This is a genomic window from Mycobacterium sp. NGS19 (genome assembly GCF_059813155.1).
In genome coordinates this window covers 114030-127609 of sequence record NZ_JCALEB010000006.1, presented here as the reverse complement: position 1 = coordinate 127609, position 13580 = coordinate 114030, and the positions used below count along the sequence as shown (strand labels likewise).

The 13580-nt window shown below is 66.5% G+C and carries 13 protein-coding genes; 2 read left to right on the top strand and 11 right to left on the bottom strand.

Going from position 1 to position 13580, the window contains the following annotated elements; genetic code table 11:
- Positions 1-828 (top strand): alpha/beta fold hydrolase, encoded by an 828-nt coding sequence (locus tag AC5Y4N_RS17900; protein WP_499908246.1) that lies wholly within the window; start codon positions 1-3, stop codon positions 826-828.
- Between the two features lie 9 nt (positions 829-837).
- On the opposite strand, the gene AC5Y4N_RS17895 is transcribed toward AC5Y4N_RS17900, so the two are convergent.
- The 11 genes from AC5Y4N_RS17895 to AC5Y4N_RS17845 all read right to left on the bottom strand — a co-directional run bounded on the left by AC5Y4N_RS17895 (position 838) and on the right by AC5Y4N_RS17845 (position 11942).
- Positions 838-1980 (bottom strand): alkaline phosphatase family protein, encoded by a 1143-nt coding sequence (locus AC5Y4N_RS17895; protein WP_499908244.1) that lies wholly within the window; start codon positions 1978-1980, stop codon positions 838-840.
- Complete coding sequence (locus AC5Y4N_RS17890) at positions 1977-2651, bottom strand: alpha/beta hydrolase family protein (protein ID WP_499908241.1); 675 nt, start codon at positions 2649-2651, stop codon at positions 1977-1979. The genes AC5Y4N_RS17895 and AC5Y4N_RS17890 overlap by 4 nt, the downstream gene beginning before the upstream one ends.
- A gap of 73 nt (positions 2652-2724) precedes the next feature.
- Positions 2725-3270, bottom strand: coding sequence for an Rv1352/Rv1906c domain-containing protein (locus AC5Y4N_RS17885; protein WP_499908239.1), 546 nt, complete (start codon positions 3268-3270; stop codon positions 2725-2727).
- A gap of 62 nt (positions 3271-3332) precedes the next feature.
- On the bottom strand, positions 3333-4328 hold the full coding sequence (locus tag AC5Y4N_RS17880) for a magnesium transporter CorA family protein (RefSeq protein ID WP_499908237.1): 996 nt from the start codon (positions 4326-4328) through the stop codon (positions 3333-3335).
- A gap of 54 nt (positions 4329-4382) precedes the next feature.
- Entirely contained in the window at positions 4383-4841 is a 459-nt protein-coding gene (locus AC5Y4N_RS17875; protein ID WP_499908234.1) for an STAS domain-containing protein, read from the bottom strand.
- Positions 4842-4952: 111 nt separating this feature from the next.
- Complete coding sequence (locus tag AC5Y4N_RS17870) at positions 4953-5393, bottom strand: response regulator (RefSeq protein ID WP_499908230.1); 441 nt, start codon at positions 5391-5393, stop codon at positions 4953-4955.
- Positions 5390-6970 carry a sensor histidine kinase gene (locus AC5Y4N_RS17865; RefSeq protein WP_499908699.1) on the bottom strand — a complete coding sequence of 527 codons (1581 nt, stop codon included), beginning with the start codon at positions 6968-6970 and terminating at the stop codon, positions 5390-5392. The genes AC5Y4N_RS17870 and AC5Y4N_RS17865 overlap by 4 nt, the downstream gene beginning before the upstream one ends.
- Before the next feature lie 35 nt (positions 6971-7005).
- Positions 7006-8214 carry a PP2C family protein-serine/threonine phosphatase gene (locus tag AC5Y4N_RS17860; protein WP_499908226.1) on the bottom strand — a complete coding sequence of 403 codons (1209 nt, stop codon included), beginning with the start codon at positions 8212-8214 and terminating at the stop codon, positions 7006-7008.
- Positions 8215-8397: 183 nt separating this feature from the next.
- On the bottom strand, positions 8398-10632 hold the full coding sequence (gene katG / locus AC5Y4N_RS17855; protein ID WP_499908224.1) for a catalase/peroxidase HPI: 2235 nt from the start codon (positions 10630-10632) through the stop codon (positions 8398-8400).
- Between the two features lie 36 nt (positions 10633-10668).
- Positions 10669-11112 (bottom strand): Fur family transcriptional regulator, encoded by a 444-nt coding sequence (locus tag AC5Y4N_RS17850; protein ID WP_499908222.1) that lies wholly within the window; start codon positions 11110-11112, stop codon positions 10669-10671.
- 74 nt (positions 11113-11186) lie between these two features.
- Positions 11187-11942: a glutamine amidotransferase gene (locus tag AC5Y4N_RS17845; protein WP_499908219.1), complete on the bottom strand. Its 756-nt coding sequence runs from the start codon at positions 11940-11942 to the stop codon at positions 11187-11189.
- 100 nt (positions 11943-12042) lie between these two features.
- Here AC5Y4N_RS17845 and AC5Y4N_RS17840 point away from each other — a divergent pair, with 100 nt between their 5' ends.
- Entirely contained in the window at positions 12043-13392 is a 1350-nt protein-coding gene (locus AC5Y4N_RS17840; protein ID WP_499940538.1) for an aldehyde dehydrogenase family protein, read from the top strand.
- Positions 13393-13580: the final 188 nt, after the last annotated feature.

Below are 13580 nucleotides of genomic sequence, written 5' to 3'. Positions count from 1 at the left end.
GTGGACTTCGACCTGAGCCTGCCCTCCGGGCGTATCCGGGCCCGCCGATGGGGTGCCGAAGACGCACCGCTGCTGCTCTGCATCCACGGCCTGTCCGCCAACCTGACCGCGTTCGACTGGCTGGCGGAGCGGCTGGCCGGCCCGCACCGGCAGGTCGTCGCCATCGACCTGCGCGGCCGGGGGCGCAGTGAGATCACGCCGCCGGGCACCTACGGACTGGAAAGCCACGCCCGTGATGTCCTGGCGGTCGCCGGTGCGCTCGGCGTCGGTGAATTCGACATCGCCGGCTGGTCGCTCGGCGCGCTGATCTCGATGCGGGTGGCCTTACACGACCGCAGCCGGTTGCGCAGCGTGACGCTGATCGACCACGCCGGGCCGACGGATCCGGCGGCGCTGGCCCCGATCCGGTCAGGGCTGGGACGCCTCGATGCGGTGATGCCGACGCCGCAGGCGTACGTGGAGCTCATTCGCGCGGCCGGGGTGATCGAGCCGTGGTCGCCGTTCTGGGACAGCTATTACACCTACGAACTCCAGCAACGCGACGACGGCTCGTGGAGTCCGTCGACGTCGCGCGCCGCGGCCGAGGAGGATCTCTACCAGCCGTGGCCGCGCGACTGGACGGAGCACTGGCGCGCCCTCACGATGCCGACCGTGCTGGTGCGTGCGAAGAAGCCACTCAACGGTGCGCTCATCGTCGGAGACAACGCGGTCGACGCGCTGCGGGCGGCGAACCCTGCGGTGCGCGTCGTCGAGACTCCGCAGGCCAACCACTTCACGTGCATCGTGGACCCGCTGACAGCACAGGCGATCGAAATGGTTCTGCGGTAACCGCAAGACTCAGCCGTAGGCCAGCAACAGCGGAACGCGCTGCTCGGCGGCGGTCAGTGAGCCGTGCTGGCCGATCAGCGCCGACTCGGCAGGCTCGGCCGTACACCGGACTACGGCCGCCGAGCCGCGCGCCGCGGCCACCACATCGCCGATACGCGGGCGGACCGCGTCGGTGACTCGCGCACCGAACCAGCCCGCGGCGATTGCCTCGTCCCGCGACACCACCCAGGCCTTCTCCGCGAGCGTCTCCCGCCACGCAGCCAGCACAGAGTCGGCGGCGCCGTCCTCGACGTAAACGTGCCGGGCCCGCGGCTCCCCGCCGATGGCCTGCACTCCGTCGAGCAGGGGTGGGCAGGTGTCGGCGTCGACGATGTCGGAGTGCTCGACAGTCACCATGCCGTGGTCGGCGACGACCGCGAGCAGCCCGCCGGGCGGCAAGGCCTCGACCACCGATTCGACGAGCCGGTCCACCTGCCGCAACTGCATCCGCCACGCTTCCGAGCCGGGACCGTACAGATGTCCGACCAGGTCGAGGTGTCCGTGGTAGCCGTAGCAGAACCCGCCACCGGCGACCGCCTCACGCACGCGGGCGACGAGATCGCCTATGGCCAGGACACCGACGTAGCGGCCGCCGCGCAGCACTGCGCGGGTCAACCCCGAGTCGGTGAAATCCGCGCCGGATATCACGCGCACGTCGACGCCCGCCGATGCCGCCCGCTCGAACGTCGTCGGCATCGGCTGCACCTGCTCGGGCGGCGCGTCGGCGCGAAGGTCACCGCCCCCTGGGTGGCCGCGCCACCGCAGCGCGCTCATCATCCCGGTACCGGGCAACCGGAACGACAGGCCAACCATGCCGTGCTCGCCGGACCGGCAACCGGTGCCCAGCGCGGCGAGTCCGGCCACCGTGGTGGACGGGAACCCCACCTGCAGCGTCGGCCCTCGCATCTCTGCCAGCACCGGCGCATCGGCCGTGTACGCGTCCAGGAGTTCGGCGCCGAGACCGTCGATGAGCAGCACGCACGCGCCAGAAATGTTGCCTCGCAGCGGGATTCGGCCTTCAAAGCCGCTCGCACCCATTGCGGCCAACACCGACGGATTCACGTCGGCCAGGTGCGGCAGGTCCGCGTCCGGCCGCGGGAGCTGCGCACTCAACGCCCCAGCACCGCTGCAATCCGTGCAGCGACGCCGCCGGCGACCGCCATCGTTTCGGTGTCGTCGGCAGGGCCATAGCGGTCGGCGACGGGGTCATACCGCGCGCCGGCAATCGCGGCGTGGTCGGTAGGCAGCTCGACGAGCTCGACCGGCCACTGGTGCTGCCGCAGCGTCGCCGCGAAGTCCCGGCTCGCCTGCACGGGCACCACGTCGTCGGCGTCGCCGTGCAGCAGCGTGAACGGCGTCCGATGCCGGCCGGCACGCAGGTCGGTGCCGGGCTGCTTGCCGGAGATCGGGTCGGCGGCCATGAAGGCACCGGCCAGGCAGACCGTATGGGCGAGGGACACGCCGAAGTCATCGGCGTGCAGCGTGAATCCCGCCGCGGCAGCCCCGCCCATCGACCAGCCGACGAGCGCCACGGGTTCTGCATCGTGAACACGTTGACGCAAAAAGGCGACAGATCCCAGCAGATCGGCGCGCCCACCATCGTCGGCATGCGAATTCCAGTCCGGGACAACCACTTTCAGGCCATGGCCGGCGATCAATTCGGCGAGCGGTCGAACCGCCTCGCGGGCGTCGGTTTGCATCCCGTGCCAGACCAGGACGGTGCCGTGGGCGGCGTCGCCGTACAGGTCGACCAGACGGCCGGGGGCGTACTCGTCGGTGTGCATCCGCCAATTGTGCCCGAACAGGCGGACCGGGCAACGGGCGATCGAAAGATCAACGCCCGCAGGGGCTTTCGGTCTAGCTGCCCGGTGGCCGACCAGCGCGGGCAGTGATGTCGCCGAGGATGCCCTGCAGCTGCGCGCCGGCGACAGCCGGTGGGACGGCAGCGGGCGGCGCCGCGTCGGTGAGCTGCCAGGCCTGACAGCCGCTGGTCTTGAAGGTTTGATCGCCCTGATCGATGTGAACGACTTGCGGCTTCTTGCTCAACGCGTTGTCGATGATGCTGCCATCAGCGCCGAGTCGCTTCCAGTAGCAGGTGCCGTTGGCGACCGGGCCGGCAGATGCGTAATTGCCGGGCATGATGTCGGTTCCGACGGCATAGCTGCCGTCGTGGTTAATTACTGTCTTGGGACCGGCGGGTGCCTCTGGGGCTGCCCCTGCCGACGGGGCGGCCCCTGCCGGCGGTGCCGCGGCTGCCGACGGGGCGACCTCTGGCGGAGGTCCCGGCAGCGGGCCTGGCGGCGGTCCAGGCAGCGGGCCGGTCGGGTCTGCGCCCGCCAGACCAGCAGAAAGGCACCACGCCATAAGCGCGGCGGCGACCATCGATGGCTTTGTCCACCCCATAACGCAACAGGGTACGCGTCGGGCCGCCTTCAGCGAGATCGACGCTCCCTGGCGTCCTGAGCTCACAGCCAGTCGCGGCGCCGGAACATGACGTACAGCACCGTCATGAGCACGACGATCAACACGCTGCTGGCAATGAATCCCGAGATCACACCAAAGCCGGGGTAGGGGACGTTTTGACCGTAGAAACCGGTGATCGCGGTAGGCACCGCGATGATGGCCGCCCACCCCGTCAACTTCTTCATGATCGTGTTGAGCCTCGCGTCTTGCAGCGACAGATTCGTCTCGAAGATCGTCGTGATCATGTCGCGCAGCGACTCGGTCCATTCCGACACTCTCAGGACGTGGTCGTACAAGTCGGCGTAGAGCGGATCGAGTTCATGGCCGGCCTGCACGTCGACACGCCGATGCTGGATGGAGTTGACCACCTCCCGCATCGGTAGGGCCACCCGGCGCAGGTTGACCAGATCGCGGCGCATCTGGAAGGTCCGGCGCTGGAAGTTGCTCTTGCGAGCCCTGTCGTCGAACAGTTCGTCCTCGATGCCCTCGATGCAGTCGTCGAGCGCCTCGACCGCGTCGAAATGGCTGTCGACCACCACATCCAGCAATCCGTGCACCAGAGCGCCGACACCGTATTGCTGGCCACCGATCTCGTCCCACCGGCGGATCACCGGCTCCATGTCGAAGTCGGGTGTCAAACGCACCGTGATCAATCCCTGCGGCAGCACGAACGCGGAAATCCGGTGCATCGACAACATCTGCGGCCGGTCGTTTGAGCGTGCGACGACTTGGACCGCGTAGACGGTGAAGAACGTGTGCGAGCCGTAGACCGTGGTTTTCACCCGCTCCGCGGCCGCTACGGCGTCTTCCACGGCCCAGCTGTTGAGGCCCAGTTCCTCCGCCAGCTCACACAACGCGGGATGGTCTGGATCGCAGAGGTCGGCCCATACCAGTGTGTCGGTCTCGTCGAGGTATTCGGAGATCTTGTCGAACTCGAAAGCGTCCTGGGGTTTACCCGAACGCCACACGCGACCTTGGATGTGGGGTGCTGTCTGCACCAAGCCATTTTCGCAGCCGGCCAGCTCGGCTGCCGCAGGCCGGGGGATGTGTGGCTACGCCGATTTCTTGATCAGCGGCAGCATCATCTGACGTCGCGTTGCAATCGCGTCGGCGTAGAAGTGCAAAGCCTCGTGCACGGAGCCGGCCATCGGAAGCGGTGACTCGTCGTAGAAATCGCGGCGCGGGTCGGCGATCACGTCGCCGGGCACCAACGTGCATTCCACACCGGCCGCAAGGCAGTCAGCCGCAAGCGCCGACAGAAAGGAAATGCCTTCGGCCGCAAAGACCTTGACGTCGGTCAAATCCAGAACAAGCGGGTCTTTGGCCAATACGAAACGTCGGGTGTATTCCCACACGTCTTCGGCATTGGCGGCGTCGATGCGACCCTCGACCGACACCACCGTCGCGAGGTGACGGTAGTGGGCGCGAATGTACGCGCCGTTGCACTGGAACGCGGCATTGTCGAATGGCGACGTGTCGCCGAACGCCGACGTGATGATCGTGGCGGTCATCAGCGGACCCCATTCTCGATGCGGTTATTTGCCGCAACGCTAATGCGGAAAACTAAGGTGAGCAGCAGCAGCGTCTAACTGCTTGCTAAGAAAAGACTCCCGCGACAGCCCTCACCGCTGCGGCAGCCGGACGACCTGGACGAAGAACTCGTCGATCTGGCGCACCGCGTTCATGAATTGGTCGAGATCGACCGGCTTGGTGACGTAGGCGTTGGCGTGCAACTTGTAGCTGCGCAGGATGTCCTCTTCGGCCGACGACGTCGTCAGTACGACGACGGGGATGTGGCTGAGGTCAGGGTCGGACTTGATCTGCTCCAGCAGCTGACGCCCGTCGTACTTCGGCAGATTCAAGTCGAGCAGGATCAGGTCGGGCCGCGGCGCATCCTGGTAGGGACCGCGACGGTAGAGGAAGTCGAGACCTTCTTCACCATCGTGGGCCACATGAAGATTGTTCTTGATCTTGTTGTGCTCGAACGCTTCTCGGGTGATCAGCTCGTCACCGGGATCGTCTTCGACCAGCAACACGTCGATGGGTCGACCAGCCGTTGTCATTGCGATGTTCCTTCCGGGGCGGCCGCGGCCATCTGGTCCACGGTGTCGGTCATGGTGGGCAGGGTGAAGCGGAAGCGCGTTCCGGCGGTGTAGGACGTGTCGATCCAAATGTCGCCGCCGTGGTACTCGACGATCTTCTTACACAGCGCCAGCCCGATGCCGGTGCCCGCGTAGGCGTCACGGCCATGCAGCCGCTGGAAGATCACGAACACCTTGTCGGCGAACTCTTCAGCGATTCCGATGCCGTTGTCGGTCACGCTGAACAGCCATTCGCCGTCGCGTTGCTCGCATTCGACGACGATCCGGGGCGCGACGCTCTCGCGGCGGAATTTGGCGGCGTTGCCGATCAGGTTCTGCCACAGCATCGCGAGCAACGTCGGGTCTCCGGTGATGTGCGGCAGCCGGACCGAAGGGCGCACGATCTGCGCACCCGTCTCCTCGATCGTGGTCGCGAGATTGGCCAGGGCGGTGTCCAGAGAGGCGTTGAGGTCGACGTCCGTCTGCCGCGCGTTGAGACGGCCCACGCGTGAGAAGGTCAAGAGGTCGTTGATCAGCACCTGCATCCGTTTGGCGCCGTCCACGGCGAATTGGATGTATTCCTTGCCGCGCTCGTCGAGCTTGTCGCCGTAGCGCTTCTCCAGCAATTGGCAGAACGACGCGACTTTCCGCAGCGGCTCCTGCAGATCGTGCGATGCGACGTAGGCGAATTGCTCGAGCTCTGCGTTGGAGCGCCGAAGCTCCACAGCCTGCTCGTCTAGCGCTTCCTGGGCGGCCCGCGACGCCTCCAGTTCGTCGACGATCCGCTGACGCATGTTCTGCACGTCGATCGCGATGCTCCGGATGTCTCGGGGGCCACGGGGAGTGATCTTTTCGCCGAAGTTGCCCTCGGTGATCCGCCGGCACGCCGCCGCGAGCGCAGCCAACGGCTGGGTCACCGCCCGTCGCATCAACACCGCCAGCAGTACCGCCGTGAGCAGAAACGCGGCGACCAAGACCACCAAGACCCTGTCACGCCAGGCCCTTATCTGGTCCAGCTGGTGCACGCCGTCCGTGCGCACCGCGCCCAGATGGTCGTTTTGGGCGGCGAACATTGCACGCATGCGGTCGAATTCGGCCTTGCCACGCTCCGCGGCATCACTTTTGACCACCGTTGCTGTGCCCGGTGTCACCTGTGCGATGAGCGGTTCGGCGTAGCGGGCCCGCCACCCGGCGGAGGCTCGTTCGATCGCATCGAGATCGGCGATCAGCTCGGGGCGGTTTCCCACCTCCTGCCGAATCGCTTCGGCGGCCTCGGATTCCGCGCGTTGTCCCGCGTAATAGGGCTCGAGGAACTGCCGATCAGCGGCCAACAGATAGCCACGCACGGCGGTCTCTTGATCACGCAAAGCCGCTTGCAGTTGATAGGCGGCCACCCGTGCCGGCTGGATGTCGTCGATCAGCTCTCTGGAGACCTGGTCGGTGCGATGCAGCAACAGGGCGACGGCGACGATGCCCGCGATGACGACGACGCCCATCGCCGACAGCACGATGTTCTGCCACGTCTGCACGGTGAGCTGGGATCTGCGCCTGGCGGGCATATCGGACGCCGTGCCGGGCACCGACGAGGGGGCGGTCACGCGGTCGTCCGCTCCACCCGTACCACCGCAATGTCGTCGGTCAGCCCGCCGTGCCCCTGCGCACGCTGCTCGGCCTCGTCGATGAGCGCCTCGACGAACTCGGGGCCGGGCAGCGCCGCGAGGGAGCGGGCGAGTTCGAGTAGTCCCTCCTCGCCGAGACGTTCGTTGCCTTCCCCGGAGTGGCCTTCGAAGAGTCCGTCGGTCAGCAACACAAGTCCCTTGCCGGGTGGCAGTTCGACCTGTTGGGGCTGCCAGTCGCCGGTATGCAGGCCAAGAGCCGGGCCGCCGGGCGGCTCCACCCATTCCACGGTTCCGCCGCCATGCAGCAGCATCCCGGGGTGACCGGCGCGCACCGCGGTGATCGTCGGGCTCTCGGGTGGGATGGCCAAGCTCAACACGGTCGCAAAGGTGCCTCTTCCGGCTCGTTCTGCGTGCAGGATCCGTTCCAACTGCCGCATCCGGTCGGCTCCTCGCAACCCGGTGAATGTCAATGTGCGCCAAGCGATTCGCAGTGCGACTCCGAGCGCCGCCTCGTCGGGCCCGTGGCCGGCCACGTCGCCGATCATCACGTGCACGGTGCGGTCGGGAGTCTGGACGAAGTCGTAGAAGTCGCCGCCCAGTAGCGCGTTCTCGCGGCTGGGCCGGTATTTGGCGACGATGTTCACGCCGGGGTCGTCGAGCAGCAGGGGAGAGGGCAGCAGCCCGCGTTCCAGCCGCGCGTTCTCCCGGGCGCGAAGCTGGCTGGCGTGCAAGTCAACCGCGGTCAGCTCGGCGCGCTTGCGCTCGATCGCATACAGCAGCGACCGTCGCAGCATCTCCGGTTCGACCCGGCCTTTGACGAGGTAGTCCTGGGCGCCTGAGGCCACCGCCGAGACGCCGAAGTGTTCGTCGATCAGCCCGGTGAGCACGACGATCGGCAAGGTGGCGTCCTGTTCGCAAATGCGGTCCAGCGCGGTGATGCCGTCGGCATCGGGCAGGTTCAGGTCCAACAGCACGCAATCGGGGCGAGTGCGTTGAAGCTCCCGACTGGCATCCGCCATGGATTTCGCCCATGACACGCGGATGTCTGCGCCGGCGTCGGCGATCAACTCCTCGACGAGCAACGCGTCGGCCCGGTCGTCCTCGACCAACAACACCGACAACGGTGAGGAAGGGTCGGCCGGATTGGCCACTGGCACCGGTTCCGGGTCATGCAGCGCGCGCATACATCATGTCCTTTACGTCCACGTCGCGGGGCCGCGCTTTGACCACTCTTCGGCTGACAACGTCAGACAATACCGGCGCCGGCAAGCTTCGACGGCCAGAGGTCGTGATGTCGCCTCGCCTTACCGCAAAGACACGGCACCCCGCGAGCCGTACAGCCCGCGGGGTGCCGAGAGTCGCCCGGGTCAGCGGAGATCGAACCGATCGTTGTTCATCACCTTGACCCACGCCTTGACGAAGTCGCGCACGAATTTCTCCTTCGAGTCCTCCTGTGCGTAGACCTCAGCCAGCGCGCGCAGTTGCGAGTGCGAACCGAACACCAGGTCGTTGGCGGTGGCGGTCCACTTGACCTGACCCGACGCTCGGTCGCGGCCTTCGTAGACGTTCTCCGCGTGACCGCCCTTCCACTCGGTGGCCATGTCGAGCAGGTTGACGAAGAAGTCGTTGCTCAACACGCCCGGGCGGTCGGTGAACACACCGTGCTTGGTGCCGGCGTAGTTGGCACCGAGAACCCGCAGACCGCCGATCAGAACCGTCAGCTCCGGAGCGGTCAGGTTCAGCATGTACGCGCGGTCCACCAGCAGCCGCTCCACCTGCGTCTTCTCATCCGGGCGGATGTAGTTGCGGAAACCGTCGGCGCGCGGCTCCAGGATCGCGAACGACTCCACGTCGGTCTGCTCCTGGGTGGCGTCGGTGCGGCCCGGCGCGAACGGCACTGTGACGTCGAACCCGGCGTCCTTCGCGGCCTTCTCCACCGCGGCGGAGCCGGCGAGCACGATCAGATCGGCCAGCGAGACCTTCTTGCCGCCCTCGGCGGAACCGTTGAAGTCCTGCTGGATCTTCTCGAGCACAGGCAGCACCTTGGCGAGCTCGGCCGGCTCGTTGACCTCCCAATTCTTTTGCGGCTCAAGGCGAATGCGCGCCCCGTTGGCACCGCCGCGCTTGTCGGTTCCGCGGAAGCTCGCGGCCGCCGCCCATGCCGTCTTGACCAACTGCGCCACCGACAGGCCTGACTCCAGAACCTTGGTCTTCAGCTCGGCGATGTCCTGCTCGTCGATCAACGGGTGATCGACGGCGGGCACCGGGTCCTGCCAGACGTAGGTCTCCTGTGGCACCCACGGGCCCAGGTAACGCGAGACCGGCCCCATGTCGCGGTGGAGCAGCTTGAACCACGCCTTGGCGAACGCATCGGCGAGTTCCTCGGGGTGGTCGAGCCAGCGCCGCGTGATGTCGGCGTAAATCGGGCTGAATCGCATCGACAGGTCGGTGACCAGCATGGTCGGCTTGCGCTTCTTCGACGGGTCGAAGGGATCGGGAATGATCTCCTCGGCGTCCTTGGCGACGTACTGCCACGCGCCTGCCGGGCTCTTGGTGAGCTCCCACTCGTAGCCGTACAGCGTCTCCAGGAAGCTGTTGTCCCACTTCGTCGGGGTGGGGGTCCAGACAACTTCCAGACCGCTGGTGATCGCGTCCTTGCCTACACCGGTGCCGTAGGCGCTCTTCCAGCCGAGCTGTTGCTGCTCGATCGGCGCAGCTTCCGGCTCAGGCCCGACCAGGTCGGCGTCACCGGCGCCGTGGGTCTTGCCGAACGTGTGGCCACCGACGATCAGCGCGGCGGTCTCCTCGTCGTTCATCGCCATCCGGCCGAATGTCTCGCGGATGTCGTAGGCCGCCTTGATCGGATCCGGCTCGCCTTCCGGGCCCTCCGGGTTCACGTAGATCAGGCCCATCGTGGTCGCGCCGAACGGCTCGGCGAGCTCGCGGTCACCGGAGTACCGCTTGTCGGTGCCCAACCAGGTGTCCTCGAAGCCCCACAGTGTTTCCTCGGGCTCCCAGATGTCTTCACGGCCGAAGGCGAAGCCGGCGGTCTTGAATCCCATGGACTCCAGGGCCACGTTGCCGGCCAGCACCAGCAGGTCCGCCCAGGAGATCTTGTTGCCGTACTTCTGCTTGATGGGCCACAGCAGCCTGCGCGCCTTGTCGAGGTTGGCGTTGTCGGGCCAGCTGTTGAGTGGCGCAAAGCGCTGCGCACCCTGGCCGCCGCCGCCGCGGCCGTCGTGAATGCGGTACGTGCCCGCGGCGTGCCAGCTCATGCGGATGAACAGGCCGCCGTAGTGGCCGTAGTCGGCGGGCCACCAGTCCTGCGAGGTGGTCATCACCTCGATGAGGTCACGCTTGAGCGCCTCGACGTCGAGCTTCTTGAACTCCTCCTTGTAGTCGAAGTCCGCGCCCAACGGATTGGCCTTCTCAGTCTGCGCGTGCAGCACCGAGACGTCGACCTGATTGGGCCACCAGTCCTGATTCTTCAGCGGCGCATGAGCTTTGGGCTCAGGCGAGCTGATCATCGGGTTTTCGCTCTCGCTCTTGTCGTGCGAATCGCCCTTCGAGTACGGCGGGCGGGCGTCGGATGTGTCGGACACAGCGTTCCTTTCGGGGTTAGGTGGATCGGGCTGTGATCACGGGTGTGATCCGGGTGATGCGGAGGTCGAGCAGTCGGGGCACAGGCCCCAGTAGATGACCTCGGCCTCGTCGAGGACGAAGCCGTTGTCGTCTGAGGCGGTGAGGCACGGCGCCTCGCCGACGGCACAGTCGACGTCTGCGATGACCCCGCAGGATCGGCAGACGACGTGGTGGTGGTTGTCACCGACGCGGGACTCATAGCGGGCGACGGAGCCGGACGGCTGGATTCGCCGAATCAGGCCTGCGCTGGTGAGGGCGTGCAGCACGTCGTAGACGGCCTGCCGGGACACCTCCGGCAGCGCGCCGCGCACCGCGGAGAAGATCGTTTCCGTGTCGGCATGAGGGTGGGCGTGCACAGCTTCCAGCACGGCGAGGCGCGGACGGGTCACCCGCAGCTCTGCCATGCGCAGCTGCTCCGTGTAATCCGGTGTCGGGGACACGCAGACAATATTGCCCCTTTTCTGGAATCAGTCAAGACTAAGTCTGACGCCGTGTCGGGCGAAGGCGCACCGAGTCAGCTGCGCCGCGCGTAGCGCTGGACGAATCTGCGCAAGATGGCCGGCGGATGCTTGATATCACGTTGGCGCGCTTGGACTTTCAGCGCCTCGGCCGCATCTGGATCGAAGTAGCCGTAATTCTTGTAGACGTCGATTCGCGTGCACATCCCGCCGAAGTCGAGTTCCGGGTGGAACTGCGTGGCGTACACATTCCTGCCCACGCGGAAGGCCTGCACCGGGCAATCGGGCGAATAGGCCAGGCATTCCGCTCGAGAGGGGAGTGATGTGGCCGCTTCCTTGTGACCCCCGAAGGCGTCGAATGCGTCGGGCACGTCCTCGAACAGCGGATCGCGCCGACCGGCGGGTGTCAGCCTGACGGTCACCGCTCCGACGGGTTCGGTGTAGGTGCGGTCGACAGTCGCGCCGATAACCGACCCCAGCGTGCCGACGCCGTAACAGCATCCCAAGAACGGGAAGTCGCGATCCACGGCTTCGGCAATGAGCGGCAGTAGTTCGGATTCGACGCGTCGTTGCGTCGGGGTTTTCGCCTCAGGCGGATCGCTGACGTTGTAGGGACCGCCGCCGAGGATGATGCCCGACCACTGGTCGAGTTCGATCTGTCCTAGCGATTGATGGGTCAGGCGGATCCGGTGCAAACCCCGTTGGTCGAGTCCGGTGAAGCGCATGATCGCGTGGTATTCGTCCTCTGCTGCTTCGTCTTCCCCGCGGATCGACAACAGCAGAAACGGGGCGTGGTCACTGTCTGGTGGCATCAACTTCGCTCGTGAACTCGTCGTCTTCGCCCAACCTATCGACAGTCGGACGTTGTGTTGATCATTCCGGCATGGGGTAAACGAACGCGTGCCGCAGACGATGGAAGTCACAGTCCTCGACCCACGCACCGGCGACACCGTGGCCCGGGTGCCGATCGCCGACGCCGCGACGTGTGACAAGGCCGTCGCGCGCGCCCGCACTGCGTTCGACGGGTGGGCACGCACGTCGCCGGCTGAGAGGGCATCCGCGGTCGCCGAGGCTGCCGCGGCCGTCCGGGCCGCCGCCGAAGAGCTCGCGGAGCTCAACGAGCGCGAGACCGGCAAGCTGCGCGAAGATGCGCTCGGCGGGGTAGAGGCCGGCGCAGGCACCCTGTTGCAGTACTCCGAATTGGGGCCCTTGCACCGTGGACACACGCTGCAAGGCGCCTGGGCCGCAACCGACCTCATGATCCCCGAACCGCGTGGCGTCGTGGCTGTCTTGACACCGTGGAACGACCCGGTGGCCGTCGCGGCTGGGCTTTTGGGCGCCGCTCTAGTAACCGGAAACACGGTGGTGCACAAGCCAAGTGAGCGGTGTCCGCGTACCGGCCGACGTTTTGCCGAGTTGCTTGCCGCCCACCTGCCCGACGGCGTGCTGGAAATCGTCGACGGCGACGGAACCGTCGGCGCCCGGTTGGCCGCCGACGAGCGAGTCGACGTCGTGGCGCATGTGGGCAGCAGCGCCACCGGGCGGGATATCGCCCGGGCGTGCGCGGAACGCGGTGCGAAGGCGCTGCTGGAGAATGGCGGCAATGACCCACTGATTGTCGACGCCGGCGTCCAACCGCGGTGGGCCGCACAGCAAGCCGCGTTGGGTGCGTTCGCCAACGCAGGGCAGATCTGCGTCTCAGTGGAACGCATCTATGTGGTGGCGAGCGCCGCGGATGCGTTCATCGACGCACTCGTCGCCGAGGCGCGAGCGTGGTCAGATCGGATCGGGCCACTGGTAGACGAACGCCAGCGTGATCTCGTGCATCGGCACGTCACCGATGCGGTTGACCGGGGCGCGCGAGTGCTGGTCGGAGGCGAACCACGCCCGGGCCCTGGATCGTTCTATCCGCCAACGGTATTGGTGGACTGCAGGCCGGACATGCTCGTGTTCCAGGAGGAGACGTTCGGCCCTGTCGCGCCGGTCCGAGTGGTCCAGAATTTCGACGACGCGTTGACCGAAGCCGCGCACGACCGGTACGGGCTGGCCGCCACCGTGCTGACGGCGGACATGGCCCATGCGCAGACCGCTTGGCGCAGCCTGCCGGTGGGCACGGTGAAGATCAACGCTGTTTTCGGCGGGGCACCCGGTGGCGCATCGGAACCCAGACGCGCCAGCGGCAGCGGATTCGGGTTCGGGCCTGAACTCCTCGACGAGATGACCGCGATGAAGGTGGTGCACTGGTCACCGCCGGGCAGCTGACGAACTCACGCTGAATTTCGCGCCGACTGCGTATTCGGTTACACCTCGTGTTTGCTCACTATGCAAAGCTGAATTCGGCACTCCGGCTGGTCTGCCGTTGTCCGCGTTTCGGAAACGGATTTGCCGGTTTGCTGAACCAGCTCTCGCGAAGCGACAAACGTTTGCTAGCGTGCCGACTGCAAGTATGA

Coding starts and splice junctions, on each gene's coding strand:
- AC5Y4N_RS17890 (WP_499908241.1), bottom strand. CDS start 2,651: ATGCACACCGACGAGTACGCCCCCGGCCGTCTGGTCGACCTGTACGGC.
- AC5Y4N_RS17840 (WP_499940538.1), top strand. CDS start 12,043: ATGGAAGTCACAGTCCTCGACCCACGCACCGGCGACACCGTGGCCCGG.
- AC5Y4N_RS17845 (WP_499908219.1), bottom strand. CDS start 11,942: ATGCCACCAGACAGTGACCACGCCCCGTTTCTGCTGTTGTCGATCCGC.
- AC5Y4N_RS17870 (WP_499908230.1), bottom strand. CDS start 5,393: ATGACAACGGCTGGTCGACCCATCGACGTGTTGCTGGTCGAAGACGAT.
- AC5Y4N_RS17885 (WP_499908239.1), bottom strand. CDS start 3,270: ATGGGGTGGACAAAGCCATCGATGGTCGCCGCCGCGCTTATGGCGTGG.
- AC5Y4N_RS17860 (WP_499908226.1), bottom strand. CDS start 8,214: ATGCGCGCGCTGCATGACCCGGAACCGGTGCCAGTGGCCAATCCGGCC.
- AC5Y4N_RS17865 (WP_499908699.1), bottom strand. CDS start 6,970: ATGCCCGCCAGGCGCAGATCCCAGCTCACCGTGCAGACGTGGCAGAAC.
- AC5Y4N_RS17875 (WP_499908234.1), bottom strand. CDS start 4,841: ATGACCGCCACGATCATCACGTCGGCGTTCGGCGACACGTCGCCATTC.